A 17,228-nucleotide genomic window follows, 5' to 3' on the forward strand; every position below is an offset into this window, starting at 1 on the left:
TTGGTTATTTGTTCCGTCCCGGGTGGTTCCGGGCGAGCTGGTTGTGTGTGCGTGCTCAAAGACCCCACCCAGCGAGGTGCCGTGGCGGGGTCTTTAAGAGGTCTACCAGTTTTCGCTTCCCACGTAGAGCGGGTACTTTTCGCACAGTACGCTCACGCGCTGACGCAGGGCCGCGATATCGTGCTGCGGCAGCAGCACTGAGGCAATAATGTCGGCGACCTCGGTAAAGCCTGCCGCGTCAAAACCGCGGGTTGCCAGGGCTGAGGTGCCGATACGCAGCCCGGAGGTCACCAGCGGCGGGCGGGGATCGTTCGGCACCGCGTTGCGGTTAACGGTAATACCCGCATCGTGCAGCAGGTCTTCCGCCTCTTTACCGGTGAGCTGGTGGTGGCGCAGATCGACCAGTACCAGGTGCACATCGGTACCGTCGGTGGCGATGGAAACGCCCGCATCGCGCATATCCTGGCGGGTCAGGCGCTCAGCCAGGATGCGCGCCCCCTCGATTGTGCGCTTCTGACGGTCTTTAAACTCTTCGGTTGCGGCGATCTTGAAAGCGGTCGCTTTCGCGGCAATCACGTGCATGAGCGGGCCGCCCTGCTGCCCGGGGAATACCGCTGAGTCGATCTTTTTCTTAAGCTCTTCGGTGCACAGGATAAACCCGGAGCGGGGGCCGCCTAGGGTCTTGTGCACGGTCGAGGAAACCACGTGGGCGTGCGGCACCGGGTTGGGGTGCAAACCAGCCGCTACCAGACCGGCGAAATGAGCCATATCAACCCACAGGTAGGCGCCGACCTCATCGGCGATCTCACGGAATTTCGCGAAATCCAGCTGGCGGGGGTATGCCGACCACCCGGCAATAATAACCTTGGGACGCTCAGCGAGCGCAAGCTGCCGCACCTGCTCCATATCAACCCGGCCATCGTTGCCCACCTCATAGGCGACAACTTCGTAGAGCTTACCCGAGACGTTCAGTTTCATACCGTGCGAGAGGTGCCCGCCGTGCGCCAGTGAAAGGCCCATAATCTTCTCACCGGGGTTCAGCAGGGCGTGCATGACGGCGTTATTCGCCTGGGCGCCGGAGTGGGGCTGCACGTTGGCGTGCTCGGCACCGAAAAGTTCCTTGACCCGCTTAATAGCCAGGTCTTCAACAATATCGACGAATTCGCAACCGCCGTAGTAGCGGCGGCCCGGGTAGCCTTCCGCGTACTTATTGGTCAGCACCGACCCCTGCCCCTGGAGTACGGCGCGCGGCACGAAGTTCTCGGAGGCGATCATTTCCAGGGTGTTTTGCTGGCGTTTACGCTCCAAATCGAGTGCTTCGGCGACCTCGGGGTCAAGTTCGGCGAGGGGGACCTCAAGGGTCACGGTTGCGCGTTCGGTCATGCTTTTTCTCCTAGGGGTGCGGTGCTGTGCACCACTGTCTAGATATTTATGATGTGCCTCTCATAGTACCGGATAGCGGGCGCATCAGTAGACAATATTGCGGGTGTATTCAAGGCGTGAGCGCTGGCTTTACTGCCCGCACCGGGTACATATGTTTATGACTGGGTGAGAATAGCGGAGGCGTATTCAAGATATGCGTCGCGTTTTTCTTTCCCCAGAAGCTGGGTTTGCACCACATACCCTGTCAGCACGGACAGCACCGCCGCGCCAATAACATCAAGCCACCCGTCGAGTTCTTCTTCGGTGAAGTCTAGTTCACGTGAGCCCCATTCACGGTAGCGGTCAAGTGCCATATCGCGCAGGTCGGTGAGCTGTTCCGTGACGACGGCGGAAATATCGGGGGATGAGACAGCCTCACCCCAGGTGGCCAGCAGGAACCTGCGGGTTTTGGTGGCATCCAGCAGCCGCAGACACCCCAGCACATAGTCCCAGGGTTTATCGGCACGTACCCGCGTGAAGGGGGCTAAATCCAGGCGTGCCGCCTCAAGCATAATGTCGTTTTTAGATCCGAAGTGGTTATAGATTGCGCCCGCCGAGAGCCCCGTGGCGGCGATAATCTCGTTCATCGAAGTTTTCTGGTAGCCATGCTTAATGAAACACTCGCGAGCTACGTCAATAATCTGCGAGCGCCGATTCTTTTTGTATTCTTCGCTGACTTTAGGCACGTCTTAATCCTATCGAATCTGAGGGCGCATTGTGGGTTATCGCCACAAAGCGCACTTTATATGATATGACTCACATAAAGTGCGCTTCGTTATTGCTGCGGATTGACCCGGTTTTTACCCCAGTATGGCGCGGGAAACGCCAAAGATTAGTGGAAGAAGTGGCGGGTTCCGGTCAGATACATGGTGACGCCCGCATCCTTCGCGGCCTGAATCACTTCGTCATCACGGATCGAGCCGCCGGGGTGCACGACCGCACGGATACCGGCATCGAGAAGAACCTGCAGGCCGTCCGCGAAGGGGAAGAAAGCATCGGATGCGGCAACCGCACCGCGGGCACGCTCATGGTCTTCTCCGCCGAGTGTATTGGCGCGTTCAACCGAGAGTTTGCACGAATCCACGCGGTTAACCTGCCCCATGCCGATACCCACGGCGGCACCATTATCGGCGAGCATAATCGCATTCGATTTGGGGGCACGCAGGGCACGCCACGCGAATTCAAGATCGCGCAGAGTGGCTTCGTCGGCAGGTTCACCGGCGACCAGCTGCCAATTCTTCGGGTTATCACCCTCGGCGTTAAGTCGGTCGGCTTCCTGGAAGAGCGCGCCGCCGGAAATCGAGCGGTACTCGATAGCCTCACGCCCAAATCCCTCGGGAAGCACCAGCAGGCGCAGGTTTTTCTTGGTTTCCAGGATTTCGAGGGCTTCCGGCTCGTATCCGGGTGCCACAATAACTTCGGTGAAAATATCTTTAACGGCCTGCGCCATATCCTTGGTGACCGGGCGGTTTGCCGCGATCACGCCGCCATAGGCGGACAGAGGATCGCAGGCGTGAGCCTTAGTGTGCGCATCGGCAATCGGGTCTGCGGCGTTAGGGTTTGCAATTGCGATACCGCAGGGGTTGTTGTGCTTGATGATGGCGACCGCAGGCTCGTCAAAATCGTAGGCGGCGCGCAGGGCGGCGTCGGCATCCACATAGTTGTTGTAGCTCATCGCCTTGCCGTGAATCTGCTCAGCCTGGGCGATACCGGGGGCTGCTGCGGGATCCACATACAGAGCCGCGCGCTGATGCGGGTTCTCGCCGTAACGCAGGGTCTCGCTGCGTTCAAAGCCCAAACCAGCGTAGGGGGGCCAGAAGTTGGCGTCTTCATCCTGCTGGAACTGCGCGGCGGTCCAGGTAGCGACGGCGGTATCGTAGGCGGCGGTGTGGGCGAAGGCACCGGCGGCCAGGCGGCGGCGTTCCTCCAGGGAGAACCCGCCGTTTTGAGCGGCGGTTACGGTGCGTTCATAGTCTTTGGGGTCTACCACGACAGCGACCGCATCGTGATTCTTTGCGGCGGCACGCACCATTGAGGGGCCACCGATATCAATTTTTTCGATAATAGCGTCTTGGTCGGCGCCGGATGCCACGGTTTCTGCGAAGGGGTATAGGTTCACAACCACCAGGTCGAAGGGCTCAACGTCGAGTTCGGTGAGGGTGTCGATATGCTCCTGTTTGCGGCGGTCGGCCAAAATACCGGCGTGGATGCGCGGGTGCAGGGTCTTCACGCGGCCCTCCAGGCATTCGGGGAACTCGGTAACCTCGGTGACTTCGGTGACGGGCACACCGGCGGCGGCGATCGTGGATGCGGTCGAACCGGTAGACACCAGCTTCACGCCTGCCTCGTGCAGACCGCGGGCGAACTCCGCCAGGTTAGTTTTGTCGTACACGGAAATGAGGGCGCGGCGCAGGGGCAGACGATCGAGCTTCTTCATAGACACTAATTACTCCGTTGCTTCTTGCTCGGTGAATGGGTGGTACCCCGTGGCGGGGTTTCAATACTGCCCGCATGCACCGGGATGCGGTGCCGTGCGGGCAGGAAGTTCTAGGGGTTTTGGGGGTTAGGAAGTGCGGCGAATTCTGCAAGGGTCCGCACCAAGAGCTGGCGTTCCTGCACCTTGATGCGCTCGTGCAGGCTTTCTTCGGTGTCGCCGTCCTCGACGGGCACCGCGGCCTGGGCGATAATCGTGCCGGTATCGACCCCGGAATCCACGAAATGAACCGTCAGCCCGGTGATTTTAACGCCGTGGGCGAGCGCATCCCGCACACCGTGCGCCCCGGGGAATGAGGGCAGCAACGCGGGGTGAGTGTTAATAATCCGGTTCTCAAAGCGGGCGACCAGCTGCGCATCCACAATACGCATGAACCCGGCGAATACAACGTAATCGGGGGTGTAGAAGACGATTTTCTCTTCGAGAGCGCGGTTCCACTGCTCGCGGTCAGCATAGTCTGCCGGCTCAACCAGGAAGGTTTCAACCCCGGCTGCGGCGGCTCGGTTAAGACCAGTACAGGGCTTATCAGCGCCTACAGCGGCGATCTCTGCGTTCAGCTCGCCCGCCCTCACGGCATCGAGAATAGCTTGCAGGTTAGTACCGGACCCGGAGACCATTATCACAATTCGCACAGCAATAGTTTAGCGCACCGCCACAGGGGCATGTAGGATACGCGCCCAGCGAAAACACCACCGGAAGAAGCAGTACCCTTAAGGGTATGCAGAACCCGCCCCAGCCAACTAAGCAGCCCACGGCCCCTCAACACCCGAACCGTCTGGGGGCGCCTCAGCCGCCAGACCCTGAAGAACGCCGCCGCACCGTGATGCGCATCGCCCGAGCCCAGGGTTTAGCCGTTGTCTCCACCTTCCTGGGGCTGGTGTGCCTGACCTACCCCATGCCGTTTTTCCTTTTGGCGCCCGTGGTGCTGCTGGCGGGTTTGGCGCTTAATATTGTGGTGATTGTGCGCACCGCGCTCACGCGCTCCCCCATTGTGTTCTATGTTCTGGCCAGCTTCGGGATTCTGACCGAGTTTTTCCTGCTCATCATGTGCCTGGTAATGCTGATCTCCCCCGCGTACTGGGAGTACCGGGACTGTCTGCACCAGTCATTGACCGTTAGCGACCAGCAGACCTGCCAGGACACCTATTACCGGCAGGCCACCCAGCTGGGCACTCAATCCCCATAGCCTCCTTCCGGGGTGCCCCCCGGAACGGAGAACCAATGGCACCATGAGCCCGCCTAGCTCTTGTGGTGACCCTTGTCTTTATGGCGGCCCAAGATGCGGTTCATTGCGGCCATCGGTGAACTATGCGGGTGGTTTTGGTCACCGGATTCACCGGCCTCTTCGTCCCGCACCGGCTCTATGACCTCGGTTGTTTCTGCAGCATCATGAGCCGAATAATCAACCTCAAACAGTTTTTTCTTCGGTTCGGCGCTGGGCTCGGGGGTGGTGTCCTCAACCGTCGCAGCGGCCTTACTCTCCTGCTCGGGGACCTCTTCATCGGTGCTGGCCGCCTTGCCTGCCGGCTGCCCACCGGTAGCAGGTTCATCGTTGGCAGAGGGGCGGGAATCGGTATCAGATTCGTCCCCGAAAAGAGCCCAGCTGCGCCGGGTTTTCGGGCGCGGGTTGTCGGTGCGCGACTCGTGGCTATCCGCTGCGGAATCCTGCCGGGCTACGTCGCGGGTTTTATGCGCCCCAAACCCGAAATAGGCGTTGACGCGCTCGCTTACCGCTGGTTTCTCGTCGGCAAAGCGTGAGAGCTCACGACTGCTGTCAGAGACAAATAGGCGCGATATCATGTTCCCCGCTGCGGTACCGGCACCAACCAGGATCATGGTGTACATTGCGAATTTAGCGGGGTGCGGCCCGATCTCGGTGAACGGCCCGGCCCCCAGCGACCCGCTGGACAGCCAGCCCAGTATGAACGATACGAAGCCGGTGAACACCCCAACGAGCACCCCCAGCCCTATCGCGGATACTGGCAGGGATAGGGCGCGCACCCGGATTTTGAGGGCCACCCACTCGTCAAAGTGGTCTTCACCTTCGCGTAAGAACCACAGACCGGCCAAAAACCCTGCCCCCACCGGCACAATAAGCGCCCCGTACCCGATGAACCCAAGGTTCTGGGGTATGGCTCCGACCGAGGGGAACAGGGGCAGTGCCTGCACGGTTGAATGCGCCAGCCCCACGTTCGTTCCCGCCCCGAATGACAGCCCGGAACCGGTGGACCAAGCCATGGAGTGCATGACCATATTGGGGATATACCCCAGCTGCAGCATGGTGACCGCGAAATCCCCCACCGCCCCGGCGTGCAGGCTCTGGTAGATGCTCACAATCCGCGCCCAGTTCACCATAATTGAGGCGAACAGCAGCAGCGCCCCGCCTGCTACGAAGGCGACAACGGCAACCGCGGATGCCCGCACCACCGCCCACGCGTAGGATCCAGCCCAGCGGGAATACTGGCTCATGCGGGAGATTTGTTCAGCCGTATCAACCCCGACCATGCGGGCCAGTGACCGTGCCTCATAGTAGCCGCCCCAGATAAGCCCCGTCAGCACGAATCCCAGCGGGATAAGAGCCGCCGCGAGCAGGCTGAGCGGGTTGTGTTCGGCGCTGGCGTAAGCGAAGGCACCCGCAGAGAGCAGGCTATAGGTGGCTGCCCCCGCCCCCACCGGGATAAAGAACTCCCCCTCGTAGGAGGCGCGGGCCAGCCGCCGCCCCGCCCTGAAGCACAGCAGCACCGGGGCGATACTGAGCCCCAATGGTATGAACGTCATGAGCCCGTGCGGCGCGGCGGGCCCGAATGCTTGGGAAAGATGCAGCGGAACCCCGTGGATGAGCAGCCACAGGTGCACCGACAGGCGGGAAAGCGCCGCAATATCGACGCTGTCGAAACCGTTATTAAGCCAGACGGCCAGCAGCAGCACGAATACCGCACCGAATGAGATGAGGGCGGTGATGAGCATTTCAACCGCGCCCTGCATCCACAGGGGCATGGGGACCGAGTACCGTGAGAAGGGGGAGAAGCTTTTCATTATCCTTCAATCATGCCATGAATCTTAGTCAAGCCCCATTACGCCCCTATATCTGGCCTGGGCCGGCCCCCGCACAGTGTGTGTTTTTGCCGCTCTATTCCTCGGTCCAGGGGTTGGTGGCGGCCGCTTCCCACCTGCGGTACACCTCGGCTTTAGAAGAGACAATTTCAAGGTTATAGGCTCGGGCGCTGGCACAGATCAGGCCCTCTAAGGCGGCAGTTGGCAGCGGTGCGGCGTCGGCTCTGCCTACACTGTGGTAGCCGATTGGGGCGTTACGTCCGGCCCATTCCAGGCTGACTTTCGCGTCAATATTAATCACATGATCCGCGAATCGTTCAAGGAGCTCAGCAATCCACCGGTCGGTCTCCGAGTAGGGGTAGAGGCCTTTAAGTTCGCCCACGCTCAGCACGGAAATGTACATGTGCCTCCAGGCGCGGCGGCGCAGAAAAGCGACGACCCTGGGGTCTGGGGTGGCTTTGCGTATTTCGGCGAGCACATCCGAATCGAGGAGTATGCCTGAGGTTTTCATACGCTCTATGCTACGCGCAAACCAGCATATTCAACGGCGGGGATGCCTTCGGGGTTGGGCAGCAGCAGAAAGTTGAGGAATTCGTCGCGTTGGGATGAGATACGCGTGTAGTCTTGGATGCTCACCGCGGTGTACCCTCCGCGTGCTGGCACTGCGGCGGCGCGCAGTTTTTCCTGGTAGGTGCGGGTGGGGGTGAGGTGATTAGATGCTGCAGAGCTGTTGTACATTGACAACCATGCGCCGATGCGCGTTCCTTTCGCGTTGCTCTTGCCTGTACCGGTTGCCGACCCGCGTGTGCGGGGCGGTGAATACAAACCGCTTCGTCATCCGAGCCACCCGTGAACATGGGGTTGGCGTTCGACCATAGTCGGAGCTTATCAGTCGAAACTCTTGAAGCTGAGTACAGCTTACAGCAGATTCCGCGCGGCTGTAAACGACCACCCCAAGGAAGCCTTAGTGATTTACATTACACACAAAGTGTTCTGTTTCTTTTGCTATACGCCAAGAGGAGGCCCTTCTCCCCCGTTTTCTGTCCGTATGATGAGTAGGGGCTGATAGCTCTATCACCCCACACGCTTGCAGAAACAGATGCGGGTATGGGGGGAGTGCACCCATACCCCGGAAAGACTAAAAGTAAATAGGTAATATTAGGAAACTTGAGGTATTGGAATGAAGCAACCGTATGAAATAAGTTCTGATTTTTTCAAAAAGATGACATCTTCCGGCTGGTATTTTGAACGAGATGTGCTGCTTGAAAAATTACCACCCCACCTGGAAGAGCTACCTGATCTGGTGAAGAAATTTTTACGGGAGATATGGTATATCTCAGTAGCCAAGGATATGTACATTCCGGTTGAATATGAAATGTTTATGTTTGACAATGAGGTTTATACTTTTGGGGAAACAACCCAAGAATTATTAGATTACTCATTAGAGGAAAACAGCTCCGACTACTTCTGCCCACATCTCATTGATAAAAAGATAAGAAATTTTGGTTTTAAAGAGGGTCGAGATATTTTAATTGATGAGCTGGGAAGAATCTATGAGATACCCGATTCCGGCGATATTTATTATGTTGGAGGTAAGTTTTACGAGGGGCTTTATAATCTAATATATTCACGGGGAGAATCCTATATTGTAAGTGACACTGGTGAGCTATTTAAAGAGACACAGGAAGGCATCATGTCAGCCAATATGAATATTGAGGATATTGAGTAGCAAGCGCATGGGGCAGTCCGTGCGGACCGCTCTTCGCACCAACGGGCGGTCACTGGTCGCGTGCACTATTCTTGTGGTTGCACAGCACCCCAAGCTGACAGCCAACTATCTTTCCTACTTTACTGTTAAACGTTTCACCCGTAAGCAATACTTTCACTGTCTTCTCGCCAGTTAAGAATTCCAAATTTCATAGTGGACGGACGGGGCAGCACCTTATAGGCTGGGATTTTAAGGGACTATTTCTACCTTTATTTCAGTAAAGATTCGGCAGAAAGCTGGGTGCTATGTATGAAGCTCACCCTACGTATTATTGGCACAATAGCCGTTGTTCTTCTAGGCATTGGCGTTATACTGTATATCCTCATGCAATGGGGTGCCCTCGTGGAGTACCACGCTTTTGAATGGCGCGGTATTGTGACCGCGAAAAGCCCACTGGTGCGAGCAACAGAGAATCTCAGCTATTTTTTCCTGAGTATTGGCCTTCCATTCGGAGTTACTGCCATAGTTCTAAAAATCATTACCTCCGTGCGTGAAGACAAGAAAATACGGGAAGAACAGCTCAGGCGACTCAGGGCAGATCAGCACAAGCAGCCGCCCGAAAAGCAGCAGTGACGAAAACAGCCTCAAGGCTTTGACACCCTTGAGATAATGGAACGGTGATCGAGCCGAATCCCTTCCCCAGCATCCCCATCACCGAAGACAAGATACTCGAACAAGTCGGCGGACGAACCTTCCAACGCGCCCGCACCTACGCCGCCAAGGGCATGGTTGTACGCTACCGGTACGACGCGGCCGCCAACGAGCTGCACGGCCTCGTCAACGGCAACACCCCCTCCCCCTACGAAGTATATGTTCGCTTCTCCCGACCCAAAGGCCCCACCAATAATCACTTCGTCTCGCACTGCACCTGCCCGGTAGACCTCAACTGTAAGCACGCCGCCGCGCTCATGCTCACCGCCATTGACCGGGCGGAACAATCCCGTATCGCCCTGGGGATAGAATCCGAAGATAACGGGCCGCAGGTGCCCGAGCAGGTTAAAGACCTTGTGCGAGACCTACAAGGGCTCGGGCTTGAGGTGGGCACCGCAGCCACAATGGGTGAGGCTGACCAAAAAATAACCGATGTCAAGGGTGAAAGCCGCACCCCACAGCACAGCACCCGCACCCGTCGGGCGGCGCAGCACCCCGGCGGCCCTCACCCTGACGGCACCCCGCAGAGCGCACCCTCACGCATCCCCGCCTGGAGGCGCGACCTCTCCCAGGTGCTCGCCGCAGGCGGCACCCCCACCGGTATTGACTCCGCCCGGGTATCCGGGGCGTTAGACCTATCTTTCAGCGTGGCACCCGCCCGGTCTTTCGGCCCCTCAAGCGCAGAAACCGCCGCCCGCATTAGCCTGCTCGCCCGCCCCCTCATGCGTTCCAACACGGGGCGCTGGGTCAAGGGCGGCCTCAGCTGGGAAACCTTCGCCTCATCCGTAGGCGGGCCGGTGCTGCGCCACGAAATATACCCCGAACACGAACGGTGGTTTGCTGAGCTCTACTCGGTGGTGCGGCCCTGGCAGTCCATGTACACCTCGCACCGAGACTGGGTCTCGCTCAGCGCATCCGGCAGCGCCCTGCTGTGGGATGTGCTCGCACGCGCCCAGCGCATCGGACTGCCGATCCTGCTTGAAGGGCGCGAAATAAACTTGACGGTGTTGCCGCCTGCCACCGTAAAAATGCGTGCCACAACGCTGCCCGGCGCCTCCTTGAGCGACCCGGCGGAGGGCGGGCTGCGTCTTGAGCCGATACTCGGCTGGGAAACCCGCCAGGACGGGCGCATCCGGCAGGTGTGGGTGGATGCGGCGAACTCTCACCCCCTGGGCACCCCGAACAGCGGCTACAACGGGGCCGGGGCGGGCACCTGCTGCATTGGGTTCTTCGCCCTTGGCGGGCTGGCGCAACAGGTGTACGAGCAGGCGGCAGCCCAGGTGCGGTGGAAAACAACCCGCGAGGGCGCACTCGACCGTGTGTGCCGCGCCGAATTCGCAGCCGTCGGGGCGGAGCAGCCAGCGGCGGCGGAACAATCACAGGCAGGCAGCCCTGCCCCAGGTGAGCTGATCCCCGAGCTTGCCGGTGCCGCACCTGCGGAGCACCACGACGACATACCGCAGATTCCAGACGGACTGCAGCTGGCCTTCATCCCCCTCGCTGAGCCGCTGGACGCCGCCACCGATTCATTCATCACCACCGGTGCTATTGAGGTGCCCGAGGCTTCCCGTGAAGATTTTCACCGCGAATACCTGCCCGCTCTAGCGCGTACAGTACCGGTGCTGACCCCGGACCCGGCGCTGAACCTGCCGCAGGTGCGTTCACCTCGCCTGGTGTTTGAGATGGCCTTTAATGAGCAGGTGGCGCACGATGCGACCACCGACTGGTACTGGGAATACCCACTGAACCCGCTCGGTGCCTCCACCACCGAAGATGCACCCGACAGCGAAACGGGCACCGGTGAACAGTACACGCGCCTGCCGGTGTTTGGCTACGCGGGTGAACCCGGCGGGGACATTCGTGACGCCCGGTTTGAGGCGCGGGTGCTGCGTAAGGTGCGCTCGCTGCCCGGCACTATTGAGCTGACGCGCGGACGTACCGAGGGCTGGGAAACCCGCGATGTTCTCACCCGCGTATTGCCCGCCCTGCGGCGGATTTCCGGGGTTCGGGTGCGGCTGCTGGGCACCGTGCCCGAGTTTACGGAGGCCACCGACGCACTCATTGAGGTGAATGTGACCGAGGGGAATTCACGGGACTGGTTCGGGCTGGGTATCGCTATCCGTGTGAATGACTGGCATGTTCCGTTCTCGCAGGTTTTTGAGGCGCTCGATCGTGCCCAAGACAGGATTCTTCTGGGTAACGGCACCTATTTTTCGCTGAACCGCCCGGAGTTCACGGCGCTGCGGGCGCTCATTGCTGAGGCACGCACCCTCAACGATTCCAGTACTGAGCTGCGTATTAACCGCCGCCAGGTGGGGTTGTGGGATGAGCTTGAGTCCCTGGCGTCGCATGTGAATACGGTGGCTTCCTGGGATGCGCAGGTGCGTAACCTGCTCAGCCTTTTAGACGAGGCCCAAACGGATACACCAGAAGACCTCTCAGGGACGAAAAACCCCGAAAAAACAGCGCAGAACAGCCAGAAAAAGAATGAGCATTCTACACCCGGGGCGGTGCGGGAATACGCCTTCTCGGCGCTGAACCTTCAGGCACCCGCCGGGCTGGAGGCAACCCTGCGCCCCTACCAGCTGGAGGGGTTCCGGTGGCTCGCGTTCTTGCGGCAGCACCGCCTCGGCGGCATCCTGGCGGATGAGATGGGCCTTGGCAAGACCGTGCAGACCCTCGCGCTTTTAGCCCACGCCATGCAGGAGCACGCCGAACAGGCCACGGCAGGCCGGTCGCAGGATGGCGAGCAGCCGCCGTTCGCACCGTTCCTGGTGGTCGCGCCCACCTCCGTGGTGGGTAACTGGGCGAATGAGGCAGCACGGTTCGTCCCCGACGCGAAAGTTGCAGTGGTGAGCGCGTCCACCGCGAAAAGCGGGAAAAGCATCGCTGAAATGGCTGCTGGTGCGCACCTGGTGGTCACCAGTTACGCCCTCTTTCGGATTGATGAGGCGGGCTACACCGAGTACGGGCAGCTCTTGCAGGAACGCAGCGGGCAGGCCCCCGTCGATGACGCCTCTGGTGTGCCGCCCGCCGGGTGGGGCGCGCTGGTTTTGGATGAGGCGCAGTTTGTGAAGAACGCAGCCACCCGCGCGTGGAAGGCGGCGCGGGCACTTCCAGCCGACTTTAAGCTGGCGATCACCGGCACCCCCATGGAGAACAACCTCATGGAGCTCTGGGCGATCCTGGCGATTGTGGCTGACGGGCTGTTCCCGTCCGCACGGGCGTTCCGTGACCTGTACGCACGCCCGGCCGAGTCTGGGGAGGACACCGATGCGGTGCCGCGCCTGCGCCGCCGGGTGGGCCCGCTCATGCTGCGGCGCACCAAGGAGGTGGTGGCTGCTGAGCTGCCGCAGAAGAACGACATGCGCATTGATATTCCGTTGAATCCCACGCACCGGCGTATTTACGATACGCGGCTTCAGCGTGAGCGGCAGAAGGTGCTGGGCCTGCTGGAGGACATAGATAAAAACCGGTTCACCATTTTTCAGTCGCTCACGCTGCTGCGGCGGCTGGCGTTGGATGCTGCACTGATCGACCCGGTGGAGTATGAGGAGGTGGGGTCGGCCAAACTGGAGTACCTGCTGGGGCAGCTGCCCGACCTGCTGACGGGAGGGCACCGGGTGCTGGTGTTCAGCCAGTTCACGGGGTATTTGCGCACTATCTCGCGGCGGCTTGAGGCTGAAGGCATAAAGCACCTGTACCTGGACGGTGCCACCCGCAACCGCCCGCAGGTTTTGAAGGATTTTGCTGACGGTGTGGCACCGGTGTTCCTCATTTCGCTTAAAGCTGGCGGGTTCGGGCTGAACCTGACGGAGGCAGATCACTGCTTCATTATGGACCCGTGGTGGAACCCGGCGGCGGAACAGCAGGCGGTGGACCGTATCCACCGTATTGGGCAGGAACGTGACGTGCACGTGCACCGGCTGGTGGCGCAGGGCACCATTGAGGAGAAGGTCATGGATTTGAAAGAGTCAAAGGCCGCCCTGTTTGAGGCGGTCGTCAATGACGGCTCGTTTGCTTCAACGAAGGTCAGCGCTGAGCAGGTGCGACAGCTGTTCTCCCCGACCGGCTCCTAATTTCCCCTCACTAAAAAGGCTCTTTATGTGAATAAAGCGGGATTTTTCACGCTTTATTCACATCAAGGCTCTTTTTACGCTCCGGGGAGGGGCTTACCGGTTTCGCGCTGGGCTGGATTCGCCCACTGCTCTAGCGTGCGAGCGCATCCAGGGGTACCGTTGGCGTCAGTCCCCATCAAATTTCAGGAGAAGTAATGGTCAAAAACATCACGTTCAACGACGGCAACAGCATCCCTCAGCTGGGGTATGGCGTGTGGCAGATTGAAGATAATGGTGCCGCCGATGCTGTCGGTACGGCTCTCGAAGCAGGTTACCGCCACATCGATACTGCATCCATTTATGGGAACGAGGTTGGGGTAGGTCGTGGTATTGCCGCCAGCTCCGTGCCGCGCGAGGATATTTTTCTCACCACCAAGCTCTGGAACTCGGATCAGGGTTTTGAGAAGGCTATTGCCGCGCTTGATGCATCGCTAGAGCGGCTCGGCACCGATTACGTGGATCTGTATCTGATTCACTGGGCTATGCCGCAGCAGGGTACCTATCTGGAGTCATGGCGGGCGCTCATTGAGCTGAAAAAGCAAGGTAAGGTGCGTTCGATTGGTGTCTCAAACTTTCCGCAGGCTCAGCTGCACGAAATTATCGCCGATACCGGCGTGACCCCGGCGATTCACCAGATTGAGCTGCACCCGTATTTCTCGCAGGAAGATATGCGCGCGGTGCACAGTGAGTTTGGTATTGTGACTGAGGCTTGGTCGCCGCTTGGTCAGGGCGGTGAGCTTCTGAAAGACCCGGTGATCGTTGAGATTGCGGGTAAGCACGGCGTTTCCCCGGCGCAGGTTGTGCTCGCCTGGCATCTGGCAAAGGGGATTGTGGCGATTCCGAAGTCGGTGACTCCTGCGCGCATTGCCGAGAACTTTGCAGCCGCTAATGTCACCCTGGATGCGGCAGACATTGCGGCGATTGATGGGCTTACCCGGGCGGATGGTCGCATAGGCCCCGACCCGCAGAACCCTGAGTTTTAGCAGCTGGGGTTAGCAGCCCCAATGATCGCACCCATGTAGAAGGTTCCTTTGCGCTGAGAGGGTACATGGCCTCTCACAGCAAGGGAACCTTCTGCTCTGGAGACAGCCCGCACCCCTGCGGCAAAACCCACCCTATCGAGAACGCTTATTCTTTTTCTGTTTCTGCCTGCCGGGTTCGGTATCTGGGGTATCGTCCACCAGCAGCGAGAGCGAGATGCGTTTGCGGGGCGCATCCACCTCAACCACTCGAACCTGCACAATGTCGCCGCTGCGCACCACATCATGGGTGTTGTGCACGCGGCGGCGGCTCATCTGTGAAATATGCACCAGCCCGTCTTGGTGCACCCCAATATCGACGAACGCGCCGAATGCCGCCACGTTAGAGACCACGCCCTCAAGTACCATGCCCGGAGCGAGGTCTTCGATACATGAGATGGTCTCTGAGAACTGTGCGGTGCGGAATTCCGGGCGGGGGTCACGGCCGGGGCGTAGCAGCTCCGCAAAAATATCACGCACCGTGTAGTCGCCCGCTGTATCAGTGATGTAGTCGGCAGGGCGCAGCCCCATCAGCGCTTTCTCGTTCTCTGATGTTCCCGGCACGGTGAGCGCCCCGGCGGCCCACACGGCACCGTTGCGGGCGAGGGCATCCGCAATAATGCGCCGCGCAATGGGGTACGATTCGGGGTGCACGGCAGAGGCGTCCAGGGGCTCCACCCCGCCTGTGATACGCACGAACCCGGCCGCCTGCTCATAGGCTTTAGGGCCCAGGCGGGGCACGTTAAGCAGCTCGGTTCGGGAAGTAAAGGGGCCGTTCTCGTTGCGGTAGGCAACAATGTTTTCGGCGACGGTTCGGTTCAGCCCGGCTACGCGAGCCAACAGCGGGACTGAGGCACTATTGAGGTTCACACCCACGGCGTTCACGCAGTCTTCGACGGTCGCATCAAGGCCCCGGCGCAGGGCGGTAACGCTCACATCATGCTGGTATTGGCCCACACCAATGGATTGCGGGTCGATTTTGACGAGTTCAGCGAGCGGGTCTTGTAAGCGCCGGGCGATAGAGACAGCACCGCGTAAGGTCACATCCAATTCGGGGAGTTCTTCGCTGGCGGTTGCGGAGGCTGAGTAGACGGATGCGCCCGCCTCAGAGACGGTGATTTTTTGTGCTTTTTCGTACCCGCCAGTACGCAGGCGGGCTAGCAGCTCAGCGGCGAGTTTGTCGGTCTCGCGTGAGGCGGTGCCGTTACCGATAGCAATAAGCTCAACCCCGTGGGTGCGCACGGCGTTTTCAAGCCGGGTGAGCGCGGCATCCCAGTCGTGGCGGGGTGCGTGCGGGTAGACGGTGAAGGCGTCAAGCACTTTCCCGGTGCCATTAATAACGGCGCATTTAACGCCGTGTTTCAGGCCGGGGTCTAGGCCCAGGGTGGTGCGCTGCCCGGCGGGTGCGGCAAGCAGAATGTCGCGCAGGTTTGAGGTGAATACGTCGATGGCTTCACGTTCTGCGGTTTCAAAAAGTTTTTCACGGATGCGCTCGGCCAGGCGTGGGTGCAGGCGTTTGCGCCAGGCGGCGCGTACAGTGGCGGCAAGCCAGCCAAGCACGCGGTCTTCGCTATCAACGGTGTTGAGCACCTGCACGGGGATGCGCAGGGCTGCGGCTACTTCCCGCTCATATACCGAACGTGCGTTCTTGTAGTTTTCGGCGGCTGCACGGGCGGCTTCACGCTGTTCACCTTTGAGGTGGCTTAGCGGCGGCGGGGGTGTGGATGCGTCAATACTGAGTTTCACGATTCCCGCCTGGCGTGCGCGCAGCAGCGCAAGCACACGGTGGGAGCGGATGCTGCGGATGCGGTCTGAGAAGTCGAAGTAGTCGGCGAATTTTGCGCCTTCATTGTCTTTACCGGCGATGAGCCGGGTTGAGATGGTGCCGGTGGCGACTAGTTTGTCGTAGAGCCGCCCGGTGAGTGCGGGGTCTGTGGCGGCGCGGTCGATCAGAATGGCGCGTGCCCCTTCAAGCGCCTCTTCAACGGTGGTAATGGCGTATTCTTCGCCTTCTCCGGTTTCGTTCACGTAGGCGGCGGCAATATCGTACACACCGGCGAGGGGCACCTCCAGCAGGTCTTCAACGAGCGCGTCCAGCCCGGCGGCGCGTGCCTGCTGGGCTTTGGTGATGCGCTGGCTGCGGTAGGGGGCGTAGAGGTTTTCCAGCTCGGTTTTGGTGCGGGCTGCGCGAAGCCCGGCGAGCAGCTGCTCGTAGGTGAGCGGGTCGATAGCCCCTTCGGTGTAGCGTTCAGCAAGGGCGGCGTGGATGACTTCTCGCCGCTGGTTGAGTGCGCGCAGCTGGGTGAGGCGCGTGTGAAGAGCCCGCAGGTTCGTGTCGCTCATGCCGCCGGTGGCTTCTTTACGGTAACGAGCAATGAAGGGCACGCTGGCGCCGGAGTCGAGCAGGGCAATAACGGCGTTAACGTTCGCCGGGGCAAGGTGCAGTTCTGCGGCGATGCTTTCCGCTTCTTCCCCTGCCCCGGATGTTTTCGGGGTGCCGTTGCAGGGCTGGGGGCTGTGCGGGTAGGGGCTGTGCGCGCGGCTGCGGTTCCCCGGTGCTGGTGCTGTCTCCTGCCCTTCCGCCGGGTTGTGAGGTGCGGGCCAGGGTGCGGCATCACCGTCACGGTTGCTGCTGTTTGCGGGTTTCGGGTGGGGGCGTTGTGCGCTCATTCCTTTAGTTTCGCACCGTCACGGGGTTCTCT

General features: G+C 60.1%; 13 protein-coding genes and 1 riboswitch. Of the genes, 5 read left to right on the forward strand and 8 right to left on the reverse strand.

What is annotated here, in order from left to right; translation table 11 throughout:
* Positions 1 to 102 precede the first annotated feature (102 nt).
* The 4 genes from glyA to purN form a co-directional block, all read right to left on the reverse strand.
* Entirely contained in the window at positions 103 to 1,383 is a 1,281-nt protein-coding gene (glyA, locus tag D8M41_RS06615) for a serine hydroxymethyltransferase (protein ID WP_126926631.1), read from the reverse strand.
* Positions 1,384 to 1,538: 155 nt separating this feature from the next.
* Entirely contained in the window at positions 1,539 to 2,108 is a 570-nt protein-coding gene (locus D8M41_RS06620; protein ID WP_006888056.1) for a TetR/AcrR family transcriptional regulator, read from the reverse strand.
* 146 nt (positions 2,109 to 2,254) lie between these two features.
* Positions 2,255 to 3,859, reverse strand: coding sequence for a bifunctional phosphoribosylaminoimidazolecarboxamide formyltransferase/IMP cyclohydrolase (gene purH, locus D8M41_RS06625; protein ID WP_126926740.1), 1,605 nt, complete (start codon positions 3,857 to 3,859; stop codon positions 2,255 to 2,257).
* 110 nt (positions 3,860 to 3,969) lie between these two features.
* Complete coding sequence (gene purN, locus D8M41_RS06630) at positions 3,970 to 4,533, reverse strand: phosphoribosylglycinamide formyltransferase (protein ID WP_126926632.1); 564 nt, start codon at positions 4,531 to 4,533, stop codon at positions 3,970 to 3,972.
* 101 nt (positions 4,534 to 4,634) lie between these two features.
* On the opposite strand from purN, the gene D8M41_RS06635 reads away from it, so the two are divergent.
* Complete coding sequence (locus D8M41_RS06635) at positions 4,635 to 5,102, forward strand: hypothetical protein (protein WP_006888165.1); 468 nt, start codon at positions 4,635 to 4,637, stop codon at positions 5,100 to 5,102.
* A 53-nt stretch (positions 5,103 to 5,155) separates the two neighbouring features.
* On the opposite strand, the gene D8M41_RS06640 is transcribed toward D8M41_RS06635, so the two are convergent.
* The 3 genes from D8M41_RS06640 to D8M41_RS06650 all read right to left on the reverse strand — a co-directional run bounded on the left by D8M41_RS06640 (position 5,156) and on the right by D8M41_RS06650 (position 7,708).
* Entirely contained in the window at positions 5,156 to 6,952 is a 1,797-nt protein-coding gene (locus D8M41_RS06640; protein ID WP_126926633.1) for a cell division protein PerM, read from the reverse strand.
* Between the two features lie 94 nt (positions 6,953 to 7,046).
* Positions 7,047 to 7,481, reverse strand: a complete 435-nt coding sequence (locus D8M41_RS06645; RefSeq protein ID WP_126926634.1) for a plasmid stabilization protein — start codon at positions 7,479 to 7,481, stop codon at positions 7,047 to 7,049.
* A gap of 5 nt (positions 7,482 to 7,486) precedes the next feature.
* Entirely contained in the window at positions 7,487 to 7,708 is a 222-nt protein-coding gene (locus D8M41_RS06650; RefSeq protein WP_006888132.1) for a hypothetical protein, read from the reverse strand.
* Positions 7,709 to 7,739: 31 nt separating this feature from the next.
* A riboswitch (SAM riboswitch) is annotated at positions 7,740 to 7,877 on the reverse strand.
* Positions 7,878 to 8,150: 273 nt separating this feature from the next.
* On the opposite strand from D8M41_RS06650, the gene D8M41_RS06655 reads away from it, so the two are divergent.
* From D8M41_RS06655 to D8M41_RS06670, 4 genes are all read left to right on the forward strand, one after another.
* Positions 8,151 to 8,699 carry a hypothetical protein gene (locus tag D8M41_RS06655; RefSeq protein ID WP_126926635.1) on the forward strand — a complete coding sequence of 183 codons (549 nt, stop codon included), beginning with the start codon at positions 8,151 to 8,153 and terminating at the stop codon, positions 8,697 to 8,699.
* A gap of 288 nt (positions 8,700 to 8,987) precedes the next feature.
* Complete coding sequence (locus D8M41_RS06660) at positions 8,988 to 9,311, forward strand: hypothetical protein (protein WP_126926636.1); 324 nt, start codon at positions 8,988 to 8,990, stop codon at positions 9,309 to 9,311.
* Between the two features lie 44 nt (positions 9,312 to 9,355).
* Positions 9,356 to 13,468, forward strand: coding sequence for a DEAD/DEAH box helicase (locus D8M41_RS06665; RefSeq protein WP_126926637.1), 4,113 nt, complete (start codon positions 9,356 to 9,358; stop codon positions 13,466 to 13,468).
* A gap of 194 nt (positions 13,469 to 13,662) precedes the next feature.
* A complete protein-coding gene (locus tag D8M41_RS06670) occupies positions 13,663 to 14,490 on the forward strand; it encodes an aldo/keto reductase (protein WP_126926638.1) in 828 nt (275 codons plus the stop codon).
* Between the two features lie 132 nt (positions 14,491 to 14,622).
* Here the strand turns inward: D8M41_RS06670 and D8M41_RS06675 are convergent, their stop codons facing one another.
* On the reverse strand, positions 14,623 to 17,196 hold the full coding sequence (locus tag D8M41_RS06675; protein WP_174232420.1) for a Tex family protein: 2,574 nt from the start codon (positions 17,194 to 17,196) through the stop codon (positions 14,623 to 14,625).
* Positions 17,197 to 17,228 lie beyond the last annotated feature (32 nt).

This window comes from Rothia sp. HSID18069 (assembly GCF_003989155.1).
In the GTDB taxonomy this organism is placed as follows: domain Bacteria; phylum Actinomycetota; class Actinomycetes; order Actinomycetales; family Micrococcaceae; genus Rothia; species Rothia aeria.